The following is a 23027-nucleotide window of genomic DNA, read 5'->3' on the forward strand; positions in this document are numbered from 1 at the left end:
CCTGTCATGTCGGATACGATGATTCTTACCCCCGGTGCGCTCGATCTGGCGGGTCTGCGGCATTTCGTCGCTCATGCCCCCGCAATCCGGCTGGATGACGAAACCGAGCAGCGTCTGCGCGCGGCGGCACGCTCGGTCGATCGGATCGTTGCGGGGGGTGCTGCGGTCTATGGGGTCAATACGGGGTTCGGCAAGCTCGCCAAGACCCGTATTCCAGACGGAAAGCTGCGCGACCTGCAACGCAATCTGGTGCTCAGTCACGCCGCCGGGATCGGCAAGCCGATGCCCGAAACAGTGGTGCGACTGATCCTGTTGCTCAAGGCCAATGGTCTGGCCCGTGGCTATTCGGGCGTGCGCTTCGAAATCGTCCAGCTGCTTCTCGACATGCTCGACTACGGCGTGATTCCCATGATCCCCGAGAAGGGATCGGTCGGTGCCTCCGGCGATCTCGCCCCGCTTGCGCATCTCTCTGCCGTGGTGATTGGCGAGGGAGAGGCCTTCTACAAGGGGGAACGCATGGCCGGGGCCGAGGCTCTGGCCCGTGCCGGTCTCGCGCCCATCGATCTCGGCCCCAAGGAGGGGCTGGCGCTGCTCAATGGCACCCAGGCCTCTACCGCCCTTGCGCTCGCAGCCCTGTTCGACGCCGAGACGCTCCTGCAATCGGCGCTCGTCACCGGCGCGCTGACGCTGGATGCCGCGCGCGGTACCGATGCGCCTTTTGACCCCAGACTGCATGCGTTGCGGGGGCAAAAGGGGCAGATCGACTGTGCTGCGGTCTATCGGGCGCTCATGGCAGGGTCGGCCATACGGGCCTCACATGAGATCGATGACGAGCGTGTCCAGGACCCGTATTGCCTGCGTTGCCAGCCCCAGGTCATGGGCGCGGCGCTCGACTCCCTGCGTCACGCGGCAGGCGTGCTGCTGATCGAGGCCAATGCGGTTTCCGATAATCCGATCCATTTTCCGGATACGGATGAAATGATTTCGGGTGGAAATTTCCATGCGGAGCCAGTCGCGATCGCGGCGGATCTCATGGCGATCGCCATATCGGAAATCGGGGCCATCGCCGAACGGCGTCTGGCGCTGCTGGTCGATCCGAGCATGAGCGGCCTGCCGCCCTTTCTGGTCGATGATAGCGGGGTCAATTCCGGTTTCATGATCGCCCAGGTCACCGCAGCGGCGCTGGCTTCAGAAAACAAGACGCTCGCTCACCCCGCCAGCATCGACAGCCTGCCGACTTCTGCCAACCAGGAGGACCATGTCTCGATGGCAACCTTCGCTGCGCGGCGTCTGGGCGATATCAATGACAATGTGCGCTGTATTCTAGGCATCGAATATCTTGCCGCGGTGCAGGGGCTGGATTTTCTCGCGCCGCTCACCTCTTCCGCTCCTTTGGTCGCGGCCGCCAATTTGTTGCGGGGTGAGGTACCCTTCTATGCGCAGGATCGTCTTTTCACGCCGGATATGGAAGCTGCCAATGCGCTCATTCGTAGCGGTGCCCTGACTGCGCGCGTTTCGGCGCTCATCGCCTTGCCCAGCCTTGACCCGGCATGACGCGTGCTCTGCCCGATGACGGCGCATTCGCGGATATGGCCCGGCAGGCCCGGCGGCGTCTGCCGCGTCTCTTTGCCGACTATCTGGATGGCGGTGCGCATGGTGAGGCAACGCTCCATGCCAACAGGGCGGCTTTCGGTCGTCGTGTACTCCTCCCGCGGGGTCTGAGGGACGTCTCGCAGATCGATCTGACGAGCCACTTATCGGGAATGACGCTCGATGCGCCGTTTCTGCTCTCTCCGGTCGGCTTTGCAGGGATGTTTCATCGCGATGGCGAAACCGGCGCGGCGCAGGCCGCCCGGAATCACGGCGTGGCTTTCGGGGTGTCGAGCTTTGCCATCGACCCGATGGAGCGTATCGCGACCAGTAATGCGTCTCTTCTGGCGCAGATCTATGTGCTGCGCGACCGCGCGGTGACGCGTGACATGCTCACCCGCGCCCGTAATTGCGGGATCAGTAACCTGATCCTGACCATCGATACCCCCATCACCCCGCTACGTGAGCGCGATAGGCGTAACGGCTTTCGCGACCGCACCCGCCCCAGTCTCAGGCAGTGGCTTGGTCTGGCCTCCCGCCCGGCCTGGCTTGTCGACAGGATGCTTGGCCGGGGCAATATCATCGGCAATATGGCCTCCTATACCAGCGCAAGAGGGGTGCTCGCTCAGGCGCGCGATATTGCCGGTCGGATCGATCCGACCCTGGTCTGGCATGATCTCGACTGGTTGCGTCAGGAGTGGCAGGGGGCGCTTCTGGTCAAGGGTATCCTGCACCCTGACGATGCCCGTCAGGCTGCTTCCTGCGGGGCCGATGGTTTGATCCTGTCCAATCACGGCGGGCGCCAGCTCGATCCGGCGCCTTCGCCGCTTGACATGCTCGAGGAAATCCGTGAGGCGACCGGGGACGCTATTCCCCTGATCGTCGATGGCGGCATACGTCATGGCGGTGATGTCGTCATGGCGTTGGCCCTTGGGGCAAGGGCCGTCTCTTTCGGGCGACCCTGGGCCTGGGGGCTTGCTGCGCGTGGCAAGGCTGGTGTGGAGGACGGGCTCGCCCGGCTCAGGCGGGAAACGGTCGATATCATGGCCCTGACGGGCCACACCACGATTCACACCCTACGAGGTGCCGGCGCCTCGGTGCTGCGCGCTTTCTGAGAGTCGCGGATACGCCCGATAATATAGTCGCCAGCGAGAACAGGAGGGTCGCAAGGCACTTGTGAGACGGGCAAAGCCAGATCGCGGGGGTCGATCACGGCGTCATAATCGGGATCATAGAATGTCGCGAGGGAGACGCGCTCCCGTCCCGAGCGGTTGGTGACACGATGGGGGGTCGAGACATAACGCCTGTTCGACCAGCGGCTGAGCAGATCCCCGATATTGATGACGAGCGTGCCCGGTATGGGCGGCGCGGCCATCCAGGTTCCGGTCAGGTCCTGCACTTCCAACCCCCCGGTCTCATCCTGCCAGAGCAGCGTGATGCAGCCATAATCCGTGTGGGGCGCCACGCCGAACTGGTCCGCTAGGCGGTCGGCAGGATGGGGCGGATACCAGATAGCCTGGCTGCGCTGCAGCGGGCGGTCATATTTCCGCGCAAAGAAGTCCGGCGCGATTCCTAAAGACGCCGCCACGGCCTGAAGCAGCACGCGACCGCACGCGCCGATCGCTTCAAAATAAGCCTCCATTGCGGCCCGGAATGCGGGGCGGTTTTCAGGCCAGAGATTGGGACCGCGTAAAGGCTGTCCGGCGAGTACGGCGGGATCATCTGCTGGCAGATCGAGCCCGATCTGGAAGAATTCCTTGTAATCGGGATTTTGCGCTCCCTGCATGGTGGTGCGATTGAGTGCGTTGAAGCCGCGAACCGCCTGTTGCGGTTTGCAGGTCAGTTTCTCGGTCATGGGAGCGTGGAAGAAATCGAGCGCCTCGTCATGGACGGCGCGGATCAACGCCTCATCGACCCCGTGATTGCGGATATAACAAAATCCCGATCGGGAAAACGCGGCGCCGATGGCCTGACCTGTTTGCGCGAATTTACCCTCTCGTGCCGGAGCGAGATCGATGACGGGCAGGAAATCGGATTCAGACATGACGAGCTCCATCTGACGGAACAGAGGCGGGCAGGGCGATGCACAGGCAGAGCGGGGCGGGGGGCCGTATCCTCGCGAGAACGATTTTCCCGGTGGCTACGGTGTCATGGGGGGAAAATTCAGGTGCGGGCGTGACACTCAGTGAGGCCGTGCAGCGCAGCGTCTCTCCGGGGCGCAGGAGACGGGTCTCGACCCTGGGGACTGGATTCGGGGGAGGGGCTTCTCCGTCTGCCGAGGCAGAGCCGGTTGAAACAGCATCGAGTTGCCACGTGCCTGTGAGGGGAAAAAGCCATGATTCCCCCTCAGCCGGGGTGTCGAAACGTGCACCATGACAGATGAACCTGGATGAGCCACTGCCTGTTGGACCCGTCGCCTGAGTGACCATGAGGTTGATCACGCTCAGGATTTTGCCATGGCACTTCGCCTCCATCGGCTCACCGCCCGCAAACTGCGCTGTGGCACCGCAGCCTCGGAGCAAAATTGGAAGACCCCCGGCAGGGATGAGATCAAGCGCATCATCACCCGTCAGTGCCAGAGAGCGCGTCATGCCGGGAAAGAGGGAAAAAGCACCATCCTTGGCGATCTCGGCCAGGCTGAGCCGCCATCCGGCGCCCTGAGCGATCACGCGGGTAACGCCCCCGCCATTGCGCCAGGGCTCGGCAGGAAGCGTGGCGAGGTTCAGGGGGGGCGGAATCATGGCTCCGGGAGCAGCTTGCCCGGGTTGAGAATGTTCCTGGGGTCCAGGGTGGCCTTGATCGCGCGCATGATATCGAGTGCCACCGGGTCATGTTCCGCTCCCATGAAGGCCTTTTTGGCGAGGCCTATGCCATGCTCCCCGCTTGCCGACCCGCCGAGGGAGAGGGCGCGCGCCACCAATTTGTGATCGAGTGCCCGTGCGCGTTCCAGCCCCGCCTCGCCGGGCGGGACGAGCATGACGGTATGAAAATTGCCGTCTCCGATATGGCCGACGATGGGGGCGACCAGACCTGAAGCGTCGATATCCTGTTTCGCGCCCAGGATCATGGCGGTGAGCGCCGAGATCGGGACGATGGCATCTGTCGAGATCCCGATATGACCCTGTCGGTAGGCCAGGCAGGCCCAGTAGACAGCATGGCGCGCCTTCCACAGAGCAGCCCGTTCGTCATCACGCGTGCTCCACAGAAAATCTGCCCCCCCATTATCCTGACAGAGCCCTTCGATAGCGCTGATCTGCTCATTGACAGAGTCCGGCCCCCCTGAAACCTCGAAGAACATGGTGGGCAATGCGCGATAGCCCTCAAGGCGAGAATAGAGGATGCAGGCCTCCATCTGCACGTCATCGAGCAGTTCCATGCGCGCGATGGGAATGCCCATCTGCATGATCTGAATGGCGGACTCCACGCAGCCACCGAGCGTCTCGAACTGGCAGATCGCAGCTGCGGTCACTTCCGGGATACCCTGTAGCCGCAGCTGGATTTCGGTCACGATTCCGAGCGTGCCCTCCGAGCCGATCATTAGATGCGCCAGATCGTAACCCGTTGCAGATTTGCGCGTGCGTCCCCCCAATTGCGTGACCCGCCCATCGGCCAGAACCACGGTCATGCCCAGAACATTTTCCCTGATAGTCCCATAGCGTACCGCCGCCGTGCCCGAGGCGCGCGTGGCGCACATCCCCCCGATCGTGGCTTCGCCTCCGGGATCGACCGGAAAAAACAGCCCTTCATCGCGCAGGTGAAGATTGAGGGCCTGTCGGGTTACGCCCGCCTGCACCCTGCAATCCAGATCGGTGGCATTGACTTCGATGATGGATGCCATGCGCGACAGATCGAGCGAGATCCCGCCTTCCAGAGCGTTTACCTGCCCTTCGAGCGAGGTCCCGCCGCCGAACGCCACAACCGGCAGGCTGTGCTCATGACATAAGGCGAGTGCCGCCGAGACATCCTCTGTGCTTTCAGCGAAAAGGACGGCATCGGGTTCATGGCTCAGGTGATAGCCCTCGCCATGGCCATGCTGCTCGCGCAGCGCTGCGCCGCGTGAAAACTGCGTGCCAAAGCGTGCTTCCAACGCAAGCAGGGCGGTTTCCCGTCCTTCGGATGCTTCTCTCATGCCACAATTTCCCCAGTATCACGCGCCGTGGCCGCGAGGGCAATCAGGGTGTTTTTCAGCGCGGCCAGAAAGCGATCATTATCCTCGGGCAGGCCGATACTGACACGGATGCGGTTGCGGAATCCGCTTTCTTTCCACGGTTTGACGATCACGCCTTGCGTCAGCAGATGCTCGGCCACCCGATCGGCGTCATAGCTCAGCCGGAAAAAAAGGAAATTCGCACAGGAAGGCGCGATCTCGGCCACGACAGGCGCGAGCGCTGCCCGCACCCGTTCGCGCTCGGCCACGGTCCGGGCTACGCTGTCGCGCATATGGTCCTGCCCCTTCAGCGCAGCAATGGCGGCGATCTGTGCGGCGATATTGGTATTGAACGGATCGCGCACTGCCTCGAGCGCCTGAGTGACATCCGGACTGCTGGTCATGGCATAGCCGATGCGCAGCCCGGCGAGCCCCCAGGCCTTCGAGAACGTTCCAAGCACGATCCAGGGGCGGGACTGCGCCCGAAGCACCGTGCGCGCATCGGGATAGGTGGGGTCATGCTGAGCGTATTCCCGATAGGCTTCATCGATCACGAGAAGGCAGTCCTCGGGGCAGGCAGCAATGAGTTCGGCCAGAGCCCCGGCCGTCATCATGCAACCTACGGGATTGGACGGGTTGGAGAGGATCAACATGCGCGTTGGGCGGGAAACGGCCTCGATGAGCGCCGATAGATCGAACTGCGCATCTTGTGTGACCGGTATGGCCTCTACCCTTGCGCCCATGACTTCGGCATTGAGAATATGCAGCCCGAAAGAGGGGAGTACGGTCACGACGCGGTCGCCCGGCGAGACGGCGCCTTGCATGATCATGCGGATGAGTTGCTCAGAACCGTTGCCGAAGACAAGAGAAGCGGGGTCCTGATCCAGAAATGCCGCAAGCGCCTCACGCAGCCGGGACTCGGATTCGGGATAGAGAGCAATGCGGTCGAGCAGGGTGCTGAGCGCCTCACTTATGCCAGGCGGTGGCCCGTGGGGATTTTCGTTGCTGCCGAGCTTGACGATACGATCGATTCCGTAACGTTCCCTCACCATATCGGCGGCAAGACCTGCGTTATACACGGGGAGCGATTCTATTTCGGGCCGACAGCGGAAAAGCGGGGTGTGTTCCGAAGAGCAAGACGACACGGGCGAATCCCATTCTGTATTTGTATATACAAGTCTAAGGAGATTTGGAACGTAATTGCAAGCATCCTCATGCTGGCGCCTCGTGGGAATGATCACGCGTAGTCGGGGGAAGGGTGGGACGAATTTTTCGTTGCGAAATCACATTGACCTTTCCTGTCTAGACAACATAGGCTGATCTCGAATGATACCCGTGAAGAGGCCGTTTCCATGAGATCCTCCTTCGTTCCTTCATCAGATGAGATTGCCGGTTTTCAGAATGACGGGGCGGTTGTGCTCCGTGGCGCATTCGCACCCTGGGTGGAAACGCTGAGAGAGGGTGTGGCGCGTCTCATGGCCGATCCGAGTCCGCTCGAGCGGTCCTATCATCCCGAGAATTCGGCGCCATTCTTTCAGGATCTGTGCAACTGGCAACGTATCCCCGAATTCCGGCGTTTCGTCGAGGATTCACCGCTGGGTGCGCTCGGCGCAGCGCTGATGGGCGCGCATCAGGTTCGGTTTTTTCATGACCATGTGCTCGTCAAGGAGCCAGGCACGTCGCTTGTGACACCCTGGCATCAGGACCGCCCCTATTATTGCGCGCGTGGTCCCCAGACGGTCAGCTTCTGGATACCGCTCGATCCTGTCCCGGCCGCTGCCGCGCTGGAATGCGTCGCAGGCTCCCATCGCTGGGGCGTGGACCATAAACCCATGCGTTTCGATGGGACCCCGCTTTATGCGGGCGATGAGAGCACCCCGATGCCCGATATCGACGCCCATCGTGAGCGGTACCGCATCATCTGTGCCGATATGGCGCCCGGCGACGCCGTAGCGTTCGATTTCGGCACGGTTCATGGCGCCGGGGCCACGATCGGAGCCAGCTTCAGGCGGCGTGTCTTCTCGGCGCGTCTCGTAGGCGATCATGCCTGCTTTGCTGATCGTGGCGGGAAAGGCTCTCCTCCCTTCGCCCATCTTGCCCTTTGTGAGGGTGACCCGTTGACCGGCCCGGATTTTCCCATTCTCTTCCAGGATGCCGCCTGAGCATGAAATGGCTCGGGATGCTCTGCGCCGGCGCCATGCTGCTGACAGCGCCCGGCGCTTATGCGGGGTGCCTCGAGCGCGTACGCACGGCGGGAGTGCTGCGTGTCGGGAATGGCCTTCTGGGCGCACACCCCTCACTCTGGCAGGACGCAGAGGGGCGATATCACGGGATCGATGCCGATCTTCTGGCCGAGCTGACGCGTCGACTGGATATTCCGAAATCGGAGTTCATCATTACGGAATGGTCGACCATCGTGCCGGGGCTCAAGGCAGGACGCTGGGATATCGTGCTGTCGGATGTCAATATCTCCGAGGAGCGCCATCTGCGGGGGCATGTCCTGTTCTCGACGCCCTATTTCATGCTGTACGACTATGTGATCGTGCTTGAGAACTCGCCCATACGGCGTCTCGAAGATCTGCGTGGCAAGACGGTTGGCTCCGTCATGGGAACCAATGATTCGGCTACGGCGCACAGGCTGGTGGAGCAGGGTTACGCGCAGGACGTGGCCGATTTTGAAACATTCGGCGATCCGTTCATCGCCCTCAAGAACGGCCAGGTCGCGGCGGTTATCGTCGATCAGGGTACGCTCCACGCCCAGAAGGAGCATTTTCGGAATCTGCGTACCGTCGGTGCGCCGCTTTTCTATACGCCCAAGACTCAATGGGCGCAGGTGCAGGCCAGGGCGCCCTATCGTCTGGGCAGTGAGGGGGTGGTGGTGCCTGAGTACTGCCCCGATCTTCTCGCAGCCATCGATACCGCCCTCGACGCCATGCGTAAGGATGGCACGATCAGGACCATCCTGAAGCGCTACGGCGTATGGGAACCCCAACAGGATCATCTGATCGTCAGCCAGGCGGATTCGTCTCACAAGGAGTAGCGCGTCCATGCTCGATTTTTTTCTGGAAGCGCGCGATCACCTGCCCTTCCTGCTGCGCGGGGCAGGGGTGACGCTGGAATTATCCAGCATCGCCATGGTGATTGGCACAATCCTGGGATTCGGAGTGGCCATCGGTCGACGTTCGGCGAGCCGCTGGATACGCTATCCGCTCAATGTATTTGTGGAGATCATGCGCGATACGCCGCTGATCGTGCAGCTTCTGCTCATTTATTTCGCCCTGCCCGAATGGGGACTGACGCTCAGCGCCTTTACTGCCGCGATTGTCGGTCTGTCGCTCAATCTGGCGGCCTATGTCTCCGAGGTTTTTCGCAGTGCGATCGAGGCGGTGCCTCTGGGGCAGAGAGAAGCGGCGCTCTCGCTTGGCATGTCCGGATTCATGCTGTACCGGCGGGTGATCGTTCCCCAGGCGGGGTTGGCCAGTGTCCCCATTCTGGGCGGATATTTCATCGCCCTGCTCAAGGATTGCGCCCTGGTCTCTTTCATCTCGGTCAATGAGCTTCTGCGCCATGCCACGATCGTGATCTCCGATACGTTCGACAGCATGAATATCTATCTGCTGGTGGCCATCATTTATTTCTGCATCAGCTTCGTCTGCTCGCGCCTGATCCACAGGCTGGAAAAGCACCTCACACCCGCAATGCGACCGATACCTGTTGCGCCGACCATGGAAAAGGAGGGCGTGCGATGAGCCCGGTTCTGGTGGTTCGGCAGGTAGCCAAACGCTATGGGGAGCATGAAGTGCTCAGGAGCATCGATCTCTCGGTAGAAAAGGGGGAGGTCGCCTGCCTGATCGGCCCGAGCGGTGCAGGGAAATCGACCCTGCTGCGTTGTCTTAATTTCCTCGAGAAGCCGAGCCAGGGCGAAATCACCTTTCTGGGCGAACGGCTCTGCGCGGAAGACGGCAATCTGTTCCGGATAGCGCCGCCGCGTACCTTGCAGGCCGCCCGCGCGAGAATGCCCATGGTCTTCCAGCACTTCAATCTGTTCACGCATCGGACGGCCATCGAGAACGTCATGGAAGGTCCGGTAATCGTGCTGCGCCGCCATCGCGATGAGGCGCGGGAGATCGCCCGGACCCATCTGGCACGCGTGGGGATGTCGGGTTTCGCCGATCATTATCCGGATCAGTTATCGGGGGGGCAGAAACAGCGCGTCGCCATCGCGCGCGCTCTGGCCATGTCTCCCGCGCTGATGCTCCTCGACGAGCCCACGAGTGCCCTTGATCCATCACTCGTGCGAGAAGTGGAAACCGTGATTCGCGATCTTTCTGCCGAGGGTATGACCATGGTTGTGGTCAGTCATGACATGCGTCTCGTGCGTAGTATCGCCACGACGGTGCACCATTGCGCAGGAGGACATATCACGGCGAGCGGTGCGCCTGACCGCCTTCTTGGGGGAGAGAACCCTTCCTTCAATATTCCGGTTCCTGCTGCTGCGGCAGGCTGAAGGGGCATTTTTCCCAACCCATCGTTACTTGTCTAGACAGGCAGAAAACAGCGATCTCCTCACCAGATTTTTGCTCCGAGCGTCCTTCAGGTGGGAATTTTGTTCGCGATTCGCAAAGCGACATAGCGATTCGGAATCGTTACGAATAATATTGACCATACTCGTCTATACATCTTAATCTTCAGATAACGAGCCGCCAGCATGGCAGTCTCTCCCTGAAACAGCGTCGGCCTCACGCCATCGGGTCGTGAGCCGTTTGCCCCAAGCGACGGTATTCTCTCATGCGTATCATTTCGTTTTCGAAACTGTGCCTGATATCGACGATGCTTGTTTCCGCAGTTTCATTGCCTGCTCATGCGACAACAGCTACCCAGCCCGGAAAGACAAAAGCGGCCCATGGCAAACGCGGTGCCGCGACTGAACGGAGCGGTATTCCCGCCGCAACACCGAAGTCTGTCGGAAAATCCGCCGTCTATCTGAGTTCGACCTCTGAGACGTTTGACGTGAAGGCCGCCCATATCACGCGCGGCGCTCTGGTGACCGTCAGCCAGAAGCTCCTCTCCCAGGCGCCTGCAGGGACCAACCCGTTAAAGGTCCTGTCTCAGTTGCCTGGGATCATGTTCCAGTCTGCTGAACCCCAGGGCGTTGATATCTGGTCACAGCAGCTTTTCATGCACGGATTTCAGCAGCAGCAAATTGGCTTCACTCTGGATGGCATGCCTTTGGGGGAGCAGACGCTGCGCATGTATAACGGGCTGAACTCGCTCCTCGCCATTTCAGCCGAAAACGTCGCGCGTATCGATATATCGCAATCAGCAGGGGCAGAGGAAATCGCTTCGACGAGCAATCTGGGCGGATCTTTTGCCTATGTCTCGCGCGATCCGGCGCATAAGCTGGGGGGAACCATCAATCAGGGCTTTGGCAGCTATGCCAATTTCCATACTTTCCTGCGTCTTGATAGCGGAGATCTCAACAAGACGGGGACGCGGTTTTTTACGTCCTATAGCCGTCAGGATGGTCAGATCTGGAAGGGGACGGGAGACCAGTTCGTGCAGCAGGTCAATGCCAAGCTGCTTCAGCCAATTGGTCATGAAAGTTACTTTTCGGCCTATTTTGACTGGGCAGATGAGCATCAGTTTTCGACACCCGACACCTCGCCCGAGATCATCCAGAAGGTCGGGTATGGCGTGACCAACTACTATAACGGCAAGCAAAGCGGGCTTCAGGCGGCAATCAATGCGGCCAATGGGATCTTTCCGGCATCCTTTGCCGGCCTCGCTGATCCGGAGGACTCCGCATATTATGATGCGACGCTCAACAGCGCCGATTATCTGGCCGGCATGCGTGCCCATTTGCAGATGACCGATCACCTGGTCTGGGACAGCACGGCCTATGGCCACGGTGCCATCAACCAGTCGACCTGGACCACGCCCTATTATCCCTCTCCCAATGGGTCGCCGCTGTCCGAACTGCGCAAGGCGCCGGGAGTCAAGCGCGTGGGTTTCCTCTCGCGCGTGCAATACCAGACCCACGAGAATACGCTCGGGGGCGGCGTCTGGTACGAAAACAACAGCTATCAGACCCCGCAATATGTCTTTGAAATGCCCAACATCGTGGACGGCAAGCTGACGTCGCCACTGCCCAACCCACTTGAGTACTGGAAGCACCCTTTCGCCCAGATCTTTAATCAGGACTACAGCACGAACACGTTTACGGCTTTCGTGCAGGATACGTATCGGCCGATCGAGCATGTGGCGCTTCATTTCGGCTTCAAATCCGTGCTCCACACCACTCGTGTCGGGAATGGTTATGCGAATCCTGACTATTATTCCCCCACAACCGTGCTCGCGAGCGGCGTCGGCCTGACCACAGCCAAGGCCTTTCTCCCGCATATCAGCGGAGACTGGCACTTCCTGAGCCATCACGAGCTGTTTTTCGACATCTCGGAGAATGTCCATACCTATGCGCAATGCGGCTACAAGCTTTGTGCGTCCCCCTTTGCCGTTACCCAGACCGCGTTCGATCAGGAGCGCAAGTCGATCCGTCCCGAAACGGCCTGGACCTATGCTGCAGGGTATCGTTATTCGAGTGAGAAAGTCGGTCTGTCGATCTATGGCTACCGTACGAATTTCAATAACCGGTTGCAGCAGGTCGCCTCGGGTTCATCGGTCAATCCAATTTCCGCAGTTTCGAATGTGGGCGGCGTGACCATGAATGGTGTCGATACGGCTTTGACCGTCATGCCGATCCATAATCTCGTTTTCACCAATAGCTTCAGCTATGACCACGCGACCTATGATCAGAACCTGACGGCGGCCGGAACGACCTATGATCTCAAAGGTGTACAGGTCGTCAATTATCCACGCTACATGTATAAAACGCGCCTCTCCTATGACTGGCAGGGTCTGACGGCCTATGTGGACGCCAGCTTCAACAGCAAACGCAACTATTCCTATACAGGCGATGTGAAGGTGCCGTCCTATTGGCTCTCCAATCTCGGCATCCAGTATAATCTGATGCGTATTCCTTCCATCAAGCGCAGCCTGCAGCCGGTCAAGGATTTGACCCTCTCGCTCAGCATCACCAATCTGCAGAACACCCATTACATTGCGACGATGGGAGAGAACGGCAATCCGCTCAGCATTGCCAGCGGGGCCATGGCCTATCAGTCCTTCCTGATCGGCGCGCCCCGCATGGCATTTGGTTCCATCAGCGCGAATTTCTGAGCGGTTTCCGCTTCCTTGGACGGGCAAGCGCGCCGGGTGGGCAGGGCCGCCGCGAACCCGGCAAGCTGTTGTGATCGCGATCCGGCTGCGTGAACGCGCTAGCGCATTGTAAAACCAGATGAAATGGCTCAAACTGCTCCCAGTCGCATGGGCGGGGGGGGCGAGTTCTGGATATCAAGCGTGTCGATCTGCGCAGGCGAGCCTTCTTCCTTCTTGGGGGGCTTGGGCTTTTGAATGCCCTGGTCTGGCTTGGGGCATTTTCCCTTTTCTCGGGGCATCCGCTCCTTATGGGCGCTGCGGCGCTGGCCTATGGTCTGGGGCTGCGTCACGCGCTGGATGCCGATCATATTGCGGTCATTGATAACGTGACGCGGGCCTCGCTCCGCGAGCAGCGCAGTGCTCAGGCGGCGGGACTGTTCTTTTCCCTTGGCCACTCCACGATAGTCTGCCTCGCCACGCTTGGCGTTGTGCTGGCCGGGCAGCATTACCGGGCCAGCCTGGCGGATATTGCGGCGCGAGGAGGTCTCATCGGCGGCTGGGTTTCGATCCTGTTTCTCGTCCTGATCGCCGCGATCAACGGGCTGACCTTGCGGGATTTGTGGGGGCAGCGTGGCCAGATCGTGTCGGGTTCGGAAGGCACCCTTCCGTCTCGTGGCATTGCCCGTCTGGTCGCTCCTGTGCTCGCCCGCGTCTCGGTCAGTTGGCATCTTTATCCGATCGGCTTCCTGTTTGGGCTCGGTTTCGATACCGCATCGGAAATCAGCCTTCTGGGTATCTCGGTTGCCCAGGGGGAGCGTGGTTTGCCGCCCTGGGAAATCATGATGCTGCCCCTGCTCTTCGTGAGCGCGATGGCATTGCTCGATACGGTCGATAGTGTGCTCATGCAGGGGCTCTACTCCCGCGCGAGACAAAGGGCGCGGCTCAATCTGGGCCTTACACTTGTTTCCGTTTTGCTTGCCCTGTCGATCGCGGGCGTCGAACTGGTTTCGATGCTGTCCGACCATCTGAGCCTGTCTGGCCCTGCCAGCGTTGCGGCGGAATTCGTTTTCAGCCATTTCGAGATGATCGGCGCCCTGGTTTTCGCCTTGTCGGTTTTCTGCTGGCTATGGCTCCGTTTGACGCGTGTTCAGGCTCCCCTGACCGATGCGGCTTTGTCCGATCCGCTCTTCTGCATTACGGGAAAAGATCGATGAGATCTCGGAATCGCCGGAGCTCGGCATGCTCACTGCGGCTCGCGTCATGACGGCGCCTTCCGCAACCCGGCCGCTCACGGCGGTGACCGAGCCGGGGTTGCAACGTGCAAGAGGCTGGTTCGGGCTCGACGTCAAGCAGCGTGACGGGCGCACAGTCATGGCAGATCTGGTGCAGGGGGGCTGTTGTCGCCTGCTTTTCCCCCGCGTGGAAACGCCCATGCTTGAGGCCGTCACGGTGAATATCTCGGGCGGTATGGCAGGAGGGGATCGTATCGAGGGGCGTATCGGCTGTAGGGCGGGAACGCAGTTACTCGTTACCTCACAGGCCGCCGAGCGTGTCTATAGGGCGCGGGCAGCGGACCCGCCCTCGGAGATCGATCTGACCTGTCGCCTTGAGGCAGGAGCCTGCCTCGACTGGCTGCCTCATGGCACATTGTTTTTCGATGGAAGCGTCATGCGCCGGGTCATGCGGGTCGATATGGCGGCGACAGCCCAATTTCTTTATCTTGAGAGCCGGATTTTCGGGCGGACCGGATCAGGCGAGATCGTCGAAACTCTTGCGCTGCGCGATCGGCTGACAATTCGCCGTGAGGGCAGGCTCATCCTGGAAGATCTCCTGCGGCTTGAGAGCAAGACCGTGTCTGGCCTTCTCGCCTCCAAGGCCGCTGGCGACGGCGCGCCCGCCAATGCTACGCTGATTCTGGTTTCTCCCCGGGCAGAAGCGTTGCTCACCCCGGTGCGAGAGGCATTGGAAGCCGGGTATACTGGCAGTTTCGCCGCCTCGGCCTGGAATGGCATGCTGGTGGTGCGCGGGATTGCATCGGGCGGTTGGGCGCTGGAAAAGACGATCAGGCATATCCTGCCGATCCTGCGTGATGGTCGCTCCATGCCCGCCACGTGGAGATCGTGAGCTGATGGCTGTATTCGACGATCATGACCGCATATCTGAGATGGAGTTGAGCAGGACATGAAACTGACCCCTCGGGAAAAGGACAAGCTGCTGGTGGCCATGGCCGCGCAGGTGGCCAGACGGCGGCTCGAGCGGGGTGTTGTGCTCAATTATCCCGAGGCCGTAGCCCTGATCACCGACCACGTGGTCGAGGGCGCGCGCGATGGCCGAAGCGTGGCGGAACTCATGGCCAGTGGCGGCCGGGTTCTCACGCGCGATCAGGTCATGCAGGGCGTGGCCGAGATGATTCACGACGTGCAGGTCGAGGCAACCTTTCCCGATGGTACAAAGTTGGTGACTGTCCATGACCCGATACGCTGAAACTTTGCCCCCCGGCGCCGTCCCCGGCGAATTGCTGCCGACGGAAGGGGATATCGCGCTTAATGAGGGCCAGCCACGCCTGCTCGTTCTGGTGACCAATACGGGAGATCGTCCGGTGCAGGTGGGAAGTCATTATCATTTTGCCGAGGTCAATCCAGCGCTTGTGTTCGACCGGGACAGGGCGCGTGGCTGGCGTCTTGATGTTCCGTCCGGTGGGGCAATACGCTTCGAGCCGGGGCAGGATCGGGAGGTCACACTGGTCCCGCTGCGCGGCCTGCGCCGCGTGATCGGGTTTCGGGGGGATGTCATGGGGAGTGTTGATCCATGATGCGTCTTTCCAGACATGACTACGCTGCCCAGTTCGGTCCCACGACCGGTGATCGGCTCAGGCTGGCCGATACGGCCCTCATCATCGAGATCGAGCGCGATCATACGATCTACGGCGAGGAAGTCCGTTTCGGCGGAGGAAAGACCATTCGTGATGGCATGGGCCAGTCGCAGCGCACGCGCGCCGAAGGGGCCATGGATACCGTGATCACTAATGCGGTCATCATCGACCATTGGGGGATCGTGAAGGCGGATATCGGCATTCTCGACGGGCGGATCGCCGGAATCGGCAAGGCGGGAAATCCCGATATTCAGCCCGGCGTGGATATCATCATCGGGCCGGGCACAGAGATCATTGCCGGCGAGGGCAAGATCGTCACGGCGGGCGGCATCGACAGCCATATCCATTATATCTGCCCGCAGCAGATCGAAGAGGCCTTGTCCTCAGGCGTTACGACAATGCTGGGTGGCGGCACCGGACCGGCGAGCGGCACCACCGCGACCACCTGCACGCCGGGGCCTTGGCATCTGGAACGTATGATCGAGGCGGCCGAAGGTTTTCCCGTCAATCTCGCTTTCGCGGGCAAGGGCAATGCCTCGCGGCCCGAGGCGCTGGAGGAGATGATCAGAGCCGGCGCGAGTTGTCTGAAGCTGCATGAAGACTGGGGTTCCACTCCGGCCGCCATCGATTGCTGCCTGAGCGTCGCAGACCGGATGGATGTGCAGGTCATGATCCACTCCGACACGCTCAATGAGAGCGGTTTTGTGGAGGACACGATCGCTGCGTTTCAGGGGCGCACGATTCACGCGTTCCATACCGAGGGCGCCGGAGGGGGGCATGCGCCCGACATCATCCGCGTGGCGGGTCTGCCCAATGTGCTGCCGTCTTCCACCAATCCCACACGTCCCTTCACGGTGAACACGCTCGACGAGCATCTGGATATGCTGATGGTCTGCCATCATCTGGATCAGCAGGTGCCCGAGGACATTGCCTTTGCCGAGAGTCGCATCCGACGCGAAACGATTGCGGCGGAAGACATCTTTCACGATATGGGTGTGCTGTCGATGATGTCCTCGGACAGTCAGGCCATGGGGCGCGTCGGAGAAGTGCCGCTGCGCACATGGCAGACCGCACACAAGATGAAAATCCAGCGCGGCGCCCTGGCCGGTGATGGCGCGGCCGATAACGCGCGGGTCAAACGCTATATCGCGAAATACACGATCAATCCTGCGATCGCGCATGGGTTGTCCCATGAGGTCGGTTCGGTTGAAACCGGCAAGCTGGCCGATCTGGTACTCTGGGAGCCCGCATTTTTTGGCGTGAAACCCGAGCAGGTGATCAAGGGGGGCATGATTGTCTATGCCATGATGGGTGACCCGAATGCGTCTATCCCTACACCGCAGCCGGTGCATGGCCGCATGATGTTTGGCGGGTTCGGTCGCGCGCTTGCGCGGACCAGCCTCACATTCGTGTCCCAGGCGGCGCTTGAGGATGATATCGGTGCGAGGCTCGGGCTCGAGCGTCGCCTCTCGGCGGTGCGGAACGTGCGTGGCGGAATCGGCAAGCGCAGCATGATTCATAACGATTCCATGCCCTATATCGAAGTTGATCCCGAAACTTATGAAGTGCGGGCCGATGGCGTGCTCCTGACGTGCGAGCCCGCCGAAATCCTGCCCATGGCCCAAAGGTATTTTCTGTTCTGATGACCCGTATTCTCGAAATCCTTCCTGCCGGGAGCTGGCTTGAAGCCGATGCGAGCGGTATTTTTGCTGCTGATTATGAGGGGCGGCATCGCCGGAGAATGATGCTGACACTGGCCAGTGGCGAGAAGATCCGTCTGGAACTGGAGCATGCACGGCTTCTGCGCGGCGGTGACGGTCTGCGTCTGGAAGATGGTCGGACCATTCTGGTCAGGGCCTTGCCCGAAGAGCTCATGGAAGTAACCGCCCACGGAACGCTGCAATTGCTGCAACTGGCCTGGCATCTGGGTAACCGCCATTTGCCGGCGGCTATTGGCGAACACGCCATACTCGTGAGGCGAGACCATGTGATTGCGGACATGATCGGCGGGCTGGGCGGGCACGTGCGGGATGTCGAAGCACCGTTCGACCCGGAGAGCGGGGCTTATGCCGGTCGGTCAGGGGGGCATGCAGGGGGCGGACATGCTCATGACCATTCCCACGGGCATGAGCATGAACATCATCACCACCACGACCACCATCATGATCACGGCCACCATCACGCCCATGCGCGCGCCCAGGAAACTGACGACGGCGTCGGCCTGAGCCTGCAGGGTGGCCACGATCACGCGCATGGCTGAGGAGGAAACTCCGGACGGGGCAGGGGCATTTCTGCGTCTGCTCTCCTGGGTATCCCCTGCCTTTCCGACCGGCGGCTATGCCTATAGTCACGGGCTGGAATGGGCGGTGGAGACAGGAGATGTGCATGACGTCGCGACGCTTTGCGCCTGGATTACCTGTCTGTTCGACCATGGCGCGCCCGGTAGTGATCTGATTATCCTCCAGGAGGCCTGGCGCATGGGCGCAGAGATCGAGCCCTTGAGAGAGCTCGCGGCTTTCGCCTGCGCGTGCGCCTCTTCGCGCGAGCGTTATGAAGAGACGATCTATCAGGGGGAGGCTTTCCTGAAGGCAGCCAACTCCTGGCAGGTTGCCCCCGAGCCGGAAGCCCTGCGGGGACAGCGCTGGCCGCTTCCCGTGGCGCAGGGCATGGTCTTCCGGCGCGGCGGGATAAGCAGGCATCAGGCGCTTCTGGCAGGAGGGTATGCCACGTTGGCCGCGCTGGTTTCCTCTGCCGTTCGGCTTGTGCCCCTGGGCCAGACGGACGGGCTGCAGACACTTGCCCGCCTTGACCCGTTGCTGGTCAGGCTCGTTGCGCTCACTGGTGCTCGAACACTCGACGATGTCGGAGGCGCCTGTTTCCGCTCCGATCTCGCTGCCATGCATCACGAAACCCAGACGACAAGGTTGTTCAGAACATGACCCAGGCAAAACACGGCCCACTGCGCGTGGGAATTGGCGGCCCCGTCGGAACGGGCAAGACGGCGCTGATGGATGCGCTATGTCGCGTTTTTCGCGATGGGTATAATATCGCCGCCATCACGAATGACATCTATACGCGCGAGGATGCCGAATTCCTGACGCGAGCGGGCTCGCTACCCTCTGAACGGATCATGGGGATCGAGACCGGCGGGTGCCCCCATACGGCCATACGTGAGGATGCCAGCATCAATCTGGCCGGCATCGCTGAACTGACCGAGCGCTTCGAGGGGCTGGATCTGGTTCTGGTCGAGAGCGGTGGCGATAATCTCGCGGCGACGTTCAGCCCGGAGCTGGCCGATCTGACGATTTACGTCATCGATGTCTCGGCCGGGGACAAGATTCCGCGCAAGGGCGGCCCTGGGATCACGCGCAGTGATCTGCTCGTGATCAACAAGATCGATCTGGCCCCTTATGTCGGCGCCGATCTTGGGGTGATGGATCGTGACAGTCGCAAGATGCGCGGCGCGCGTCCCTTTGTTTTCGCGAATATCAAGGCCGGTCAGGGCGTGGCCGAGATCGCCCGCTTCATTGTCGAGCAGGGAGGGCTCTGACGGCGTCCTGCCATACGCCTCGCCCGGTTTCCTGAATCTGGGCAGGCCATGACGATCCACATGATCGCTGGAATGCAGGCGTTCGGCGGGCCGGTTGCGGACGACTGCCCCGCGGAGCGTTGCTCTAGCTGATCCCGGTCGCGCGCTGCACCATGCCGAAGAGGTCGCGCGGATCATCCGGATCGGCCAGCATATCCAACCGTTCATAGAGCCCGGTCCCGGCGATATTATCGCGCACATAGCGCAGGGCCGAAAAATCCTCGATCGCAAACCCGACTGAGTCGAACAAGGTGATTTCGCTCTGGCTTCTCCGCCCGGCGGCATCCCCTGTCATCACCTGCCAGAGTTCCGTTACCGGGTGGTCCTCCGCCAACTGCTGGATTTCGCCCTCTATGCGGGTCTGGGGCGGATATTCAACGAAAATGGCGGCGCGCGTCAGGATGTCGCGGTGCAACTCGGTCTTGCCGGGGCAGTCGCCACCCACGGCATTGATATGCACCCCGCTTCCGACCATGTTGTCGGAGAGTATGGTGGCGCATTGCTTGTCGGCGGTCACGGTGGTGATGATATCCGCCCCTTCGACCGCCTTTTCGCTGCTTTCGCATATCGTGATGTCAAAGCCGAGCCCTGCGAGATTGCGTCGGCATTTTTCCGATGCGGCAGGGTCGATATCGAAAAGCCGCAACGTGGTGATCCCGAGCAATTCTCGAAAGGCGATCGCCTGGAATTCGGATTGTGCGCCATTGCCGATGACGGCCATTACCCGGGCGCCTGCCGGGGCCAAGTGCGTGGCTGCAACGGCCGACATGGCTGCGGTACGCAGCGCGGTGAGTACGGTCATCTCGGATAACAGCACCGGATAGCCCGAGGCCACATCGGCCAGCATCCCGAAAGCTGTCACGGTTTGCAGGCCTTCCTTCATGTTCTTCGGATGGCCGTTGACATATTTGAAGCCATAGAGCGTGTGATCGCTCGTCGGCATCAGTTCGATCACGCCCTCTGCCGAATGCGCTGCAATGCGTGGTGTCTTGTCGAATTCGGGCCAGCGTCTGAAATCTGCCTCGATATAGGCCGCCAATTCCCTCAGAAAACGATTGATGCCAAGGGTATGAACCAGTGCCATCATGTTCTGTACCGAGACGAAGGGCACGAAGGCGAGGGGAGAGGGAGCGGGACCCGTCAGCGCCATGTCAGTATGTCCTTGTCTTGCGTTCGAGAACGCGCCGCCCGAACAGGCTGGCCGCCAGATCAGTCATGAGGAGCGCCGTACGGGCCCGCACATCCAGAAAAGGGTTGAGCTCCGCGAGATCCAGTGACGTCACGAGGCCGCTGTCATGCAGGATCTCCATGATCAGATGAGCTTCACGGTAGGTCGCCCCTCCCGCAACGGTGGTGCCCACAGCAGGGGCGATTTCGGGGGCGAGAAAATCCACATCGAGGCTCACATGAAGCCTGCCTCCTGCTGCGCGTACCCGGTCGAGAAAGCCGTTCAGAGGCTGGACAACGCCTTGCTCATCTATTGCGCGCATATCGAAAACCGAGATACCGATTTCAGCGACATGGCGCTTTTCTGCCTGATCGACCGAGCGAATGCCCATCATGCACACATGATGCGGATCGACCGTCGCGACCGGGGGCGGGCACGCCTCAAAGCCGGGTTGCCCCGTGAAATACGCGACCGGCGTGCCGTGCAGATTACCGCTGGTGGTGGTGTGAAGCGTGTGCAGATCCGTATGAGCGTCTAGCCAGAGCACGAATTGCGGTTGTCCCCGTTCCTCGGCATAGCGGGCAACGCCGCTGACCGTACCCGCCGACATGGAGTGGTCTCCGCCCAGAAAAATGGGGAAATCGCAGCTGCGCGCCATTTCATAGGCCCGTGTGCTGACGGCTTCGGTCCACGCGATGATCGCATCGAGGTTGCGTACGGCGGGGTTCGAGTGGCTTACTGCGGTCAGGGCAGAAGGGGTGGCATCGCCCACATCGGTGACTCCCCAACCAAGTTCCTCCAGCATTTCGGGCAGACCGGCGATACGAAAGGCAGTCGGTCCCATGATGCATCCCCGTTCGGAGGTCCCGCTCTGGGTCGGGACCCCCAGGATCTGGCACGTCTTCGTCAGGGACGGTTTCATGATATCTCCTCATCGTGCAAGGCCGCGTGAAAGCGTGCCGGGGCCAAAGATCATATGCCCGTGGCAGGTACGGGGCGTCGTGCCGCTTATAGGCCATTCCTTGTTTGCGATCATACCGTCAAGAGAAGGATCTTTCGGGTATTGTCAGGGCGCTCGGTCGGGCGTCTTCCTCACCGTATTGCCTCGGCGCTGACATGATCAGGGCGTGAGGGGGACAGAATAAAGAGCAAAGGGCTGGCGTATATGCGATTTTCCTCCATTGAACCGGGAGAGGCGATCGAGTTGTGCGACTGGGAGCCAGAGCGTGTTATCCTTGTTCAGGAACGGCGCGTCGGCCCAGTGCAGTCGATGATCCCTGGCGAGCATGGTGATCTTGCCATCCGGGTCGCGGCGATAGAGCGTGTCGTCGCGCAGTGCGGTGAAATAGAGTCTTCCTTTGCTATCCATGGCGCTGCCCCCGATAGGCGGGATATCGGCCCAAGGTTCGACGGTGGCGGCCAGTTCCTTGTCGGAAAGGTTCGGATCATCGAGTGCAGCGGTAGGGATGCGTGACCAGGGGCCAGCAAGCGGACCGAAATACAGGAAGCGCCCGTCAGGACTCACCTCGAGCGGGTCGGCATTGATGAGCATCGGCGTGCCATCGCCCTTGCGCAGAACCTGCCCGTCAACAACGATGGGGCGCCCGGGCTGCGCCATAGCGGCGGGGTTGCCAGCCAGAACGCGGCGGACCCCGCCACTCGCCAGATCGAGCACCAGTAGCGCGCCGGTCCCTGCATCCGTCAGATAGGCATGCGGCCCGTTGAAGCGGATATCATCGACATAGCTGCCTACCGGTGCGACCTCCGGCCCCAAAGGGTAAATCCGCAGGATTGTCCCTTTGGAGGCGTCGATCCGAACGAGCTTGGCACCGTCCTTGACGGGAGGTCCGCCGAATTCCGGTGTGCCGGTATCGACAACCCAGACCGTGCCTTCGGGATCGACGTGCAGCGCGTTGACATTCACGAAGCGCTTTCGAGCATCCTGCCCGGGTGCCCAGCTATTCCATTCCTTATCAGGAAAGGGGCGTATTCTGCTCCCCTGAGTCACAAGGGCGACCGAAGGACCGGGGAAGCCCGTCCAGCGAGGCCCTCCCACCAGAACATGCCCACTGGTCAAGGCTACAGCATTCCAGTCCAGGGTAGTGCTCGTCGCCACAAGATTCAGCGCTACCCCTCGGGCAAGGGAGGGAGGGCAGGAGAGCAGCATGCCGGTCGTAAGCATGAGGCCACATATCGTCGCGATCGAGGGGCGCGCCTTGCCCGTCTCTGCAACTGTTCTTGAGGGGGGGATCATGGGAAAACTCCGGGTTGGCCATGGGCGGGAGGCAACGGGTCACCGCAGGAACGTGCGACAGCCCGCATTGTCTCCTGCCCACCCTCCCAAGCCCCGTCGGGTGATCGTCATCGGGAGGGATGGTATGGAGGAGGAAGTTGAGAAAAGGTTTCGGCAGACCCTATGGGATGAAGGTTGCGCTGTGTTCCCCGCAAG

Annotated in this window: 21 protein-coding genes and 1 pseudogene; 15 read left to right on the forward strand and 7 right to left on the reverse strand. The window is 61.0% G+C overall.

Features of this window, described 5'->3' with window-relative positions; genetic code table 11:
- Window positions 1-6: 6 nt before the first annotated feature.
- Complete coding sequence (gene hutH, locus C0V97_RS06730) at window positions 7-1554, forward strand: histidine ammonia-lyase (RefSeq protein WP_127101858.1); 1548 nt, start codon at window positions 7-9, stop codon at window positions 1552-1554.
- Window positions 1551-2705: an alpha-hydroxy acid oxidase gene (locus C0V97_RS06735; RefSeq protein WP_127101859.1), complete on the forward strand. Its 1155-nt coding sequence runs from the start codon at window positions 1551-1553 to the stop codon at window positions 2703-2705. Before hutH ends, C0V97_RS06735 begins: the two co-directional genes overlap by 4 nt.
- On the opposite strand, the gene C0V97_RS06740 is transcribed toward C0V97_RS06735, so the two are convergent.
- Genes C0V97_RS06740 through hisC form a run of 4 tightly spaced genes read right to left on the reverse strand, consistent with a single transcriptional unit; the run spans window position 2660 to window position 6882 of the window.
- Window positions 2660-3634, reverse strand: a complete 975-nt coding sequence (locus tag C0V97_RS06740) for an isopenicillin N synthase family oxygenase (RefSeq protein ID WP_127101860.1) — start codon at window positions 3632-3634, stop codon at window positions 2660-2662. The genes C0V97_RS06735 and C0V97_RS06740 overlap by 46 nt on opposite strands.
- A complete protein-coding gene (locus C0V97_RS06745) occupies window positions 3627-4331 on the reverse strand; it encodes a HutD family protein (RefSeq protein WP_127101861.1) in 705 nt (234 codons plus the stop codon). The genes C0V97_RS06740 and C0V97_RS06745 overlap by 8 nt, the downstream gene beginning before the upstream one ends.
- Window positions 4328-5719, reverse strand: a complete 1392-nt coding sequence (locus tag C0V97_RS06750; protein ID WP_127101862.1) for an FAD-binding oxidoreductase — start codon at window positions 5717-5719, stop codon at window positions 4328-4330. Before C0V97_RS06750 ends, C0V97_RS06745 begins: the two co-directional genes overlap by 4 nt.
- Window positions 5716-6882, reverse strand: a complete 1167-nt coding sequence (gene hisC / locus C0V97_RS06755) for a histidinol-phosphate transaminase (RefSeq protein ID WP_127101863.1) — start codon at window positions 6880-6882, stop codon at window positions 5716-5718. Before hisC ends, C0V97_RS06750 begins: the two co-directional genes overlap by 4 nt.
- A gap of 207 nt (window positions 6883-7089) precedes the next feature.
- On the opposite strand from hisC, the gene C0V97_RS06760 reads away from it, so the two are divergent.
- From C0V97_RS06760 to ureG, 13 genes and pseudogenes are all read left to right on the forward strand, one after another.
- A complete protein-coding gene (locus C0V97_RS06760) occupies window positions 7090-7899 on the forward strand; it encodes a phytanoyl-CoA dioxygenase family protein (protein WP_127101864.1) in 810 nt (269 codons plus the stop codon).
- 2 nt (window positions 7900-7901) lie between these two features.
- Window positions 7902-8777, forward strand: a complete 876-nt coding sequence (locus C0V97_RS06765; RefSeq protein WP_127101865.1) for an ABC transporter substrate-binding protein — start codon at window positions 7902-7904, stop codon at window positions 8775-8777.
- A gap of 7 nt (window positions 8778-8784) precedes the next feature.
- Window positions 8785-9486, forward strand: coding sequence for an amino acid ABC transporter permease (locus tag C0V97_RS06770; protein ID WP_127101866.1), 702 nt, complete (start codon window positions 8785-8787; stop codon window positions 9484-9486).
- Window positions 9483-10244 carry an amino acid ABC transporter ATP-binding protein gene (locus C0V97_RS06775; protein ID WP_127101867.1) on the forward strand — a complete coding sequence of 254 codons (762 nt, stop codon included), beginning with the start codon at window positions 9483-9485 and terminating at the stop codon, window positions 10242-10244. Before C0V97_RS06770 ends, C0V97_RS06775 begins: the two co-directional genes overlap by 4 nt.
- A 323-nt stretch (window positions 10245-10567) precedes the next feature.
- Complete coding sequence (locus C0V97_RS06780; RefSeq protein WP_127101868.1) at window positions 10568-12970, forward strand: TonB-dependent receptor; 2403 nt, start codon at window positions 10568-10570, stop codon at window positions 12968-12970.
- A gap of 230 nt (window positions 12971-13200) precedes the next feature.
- A complete protein-coding gene (locus tag C0V97_RS06785) occupies window positions 13201-14163 on the forward strand; it encodes a HoxN/HupN/NixA family nickel/cobalt transporter (RefSeq protein ID WP_127101869.1) in 963 nt (320 codons plus the stop codon).
- A gap of 25 nt (window positions 14164-14188) precedes the next feature.
- Complete coding sequence (locus C0V97_RS06790) at window positions 14189-15073, forward strand: urease accessory protein UreD (protein ID WP_233582018.1); 885 nt, start codon at window positions 14189-14191, stop codon at window positions 15071-15073.
- Between the two features lie 57 nt (window positions 15074-15130).
- Complete coding sequence (locus C0V97_RS06795; RefSeq protein ID WP_127101870.1) at window positions 15131-15433, forward strand: urease subunit gamma; 303 nt, start codon at window positions 15131-15133, stop codon at window positions 15431-15433.
- Window positions 15417-15761 (forward strand): urease subunit beta, encoded by a 345-nt coding sequence (locus tag C0V97_RS06800; RefSeq protein WP_127101871.1) that lies wholly within the window; start codon window positions 15417-15419, stop codon window positions 15759-15761. The genes C0V97_RS06795 and C0V97_RS06800 overlap by 17 nt, the downstream gene beginning before the upstream one ends.
- Window positions 15758-17464 (forward strand): urease subunit alpha, encoded by a 1707-nt coding sequence (gene ureC, locus C0V97_RS06805; protein ID WP_127101872.1) that lies wholly within the window; start codon window positions 15758-15760, stop codon window positions 17462-17464. The genes C0V97_RS06800 and ureC overlap by 4 nt, the downstream gene beginning before the upstream one ends.
- A pseudogene (locus C0V97_RS06810) lies at window positions 17464-17967 on the forward strand (urease accessory protein UreE); the annotation flags it as partial. The gene ureC and the pseudogene C0V97_RS06810, both read left to right, overlap by 1 nt.
- A 106-nt stretch (window positions 17968-18073) precedes the next feature.
- A complete protein-coding gene (locus tag C0V97_RS06815) occupies window positions 18074-18760 on the forward strand; it encodes an urease accessory protein UreF (protein ID WP_127101874.1) in 687 nt (228 codons plus the stop codon).
- Window positions 18757-19371 carry an urease accessory protein UreG gene (gene ureG, locus C0V97_RS06820; RefSeq protein WP_127101875.1) on the forward strand — a complete coding sequence of 205 codons (615 nt, stop codon included), beginning with the start codon at window positions 18757-18759 and terminating at the stop codon, window positions 19369-19371. The genes C0V97_RS06815 and ureG overlap by 4 nt, the downstream gene beginning before the upstream one ends.
- A gap of 124 nt (window positions 19372-19495) precedes the next feature.
- On the opposite strand, the gene C0V97_RS06825 is transcribed toward ureG, so the two are convergent.
- From C0V97_RS06825 to C0V97_RS06835, 3 genes are all read right to left on the reverse strand, one after another.
- Window positions 19496-20560 carry an ornithine cyclodeaminase gene (locus tag C0V97_RS06825; RefSeq protein ID WP_127101876.1) on the reverse strand — a complete coding sequence of 355 codons (1065 nt, stop codon included), beginning with the start codon at window positions 20558-20560 and terminating at the stop codon, window positions 19496-19498.
- Between the two features lies 1 nt (window position 20561).
- On the reverse strand, window positions 20562-21500 hold the full coding sequence (gene rocF, locus C0V97_RS06830; protein WP_127101877.1) for an arginase: 939 nt from the start codon (window positions 21498-21500) through the stop codon (window positions 20562-20564).
- A gap of 198 nt (window positions 21501-21698) precedes the next feature.
- On the reverse strand, window positions 21699-22832 hold the full coding sequence (locus C0V97_RS06835; RefSeq protein WP_233582019.1) for a major royal jelly family protein: 1134 nt from the start codon (window positions 22830-22832) through the stop codon (window positions 21699-21701).
- Window positions 22833-23027: the final 195 nt, after the last annotated feature.

Source organism: Asaia sp. W19 (assembly GCF_003994335.1).
Lineage (GTDB): Bacteria > Pseudomonadota > Alphaproteobacteria > Acetobacterales > Acetobacteraceae > Asaia.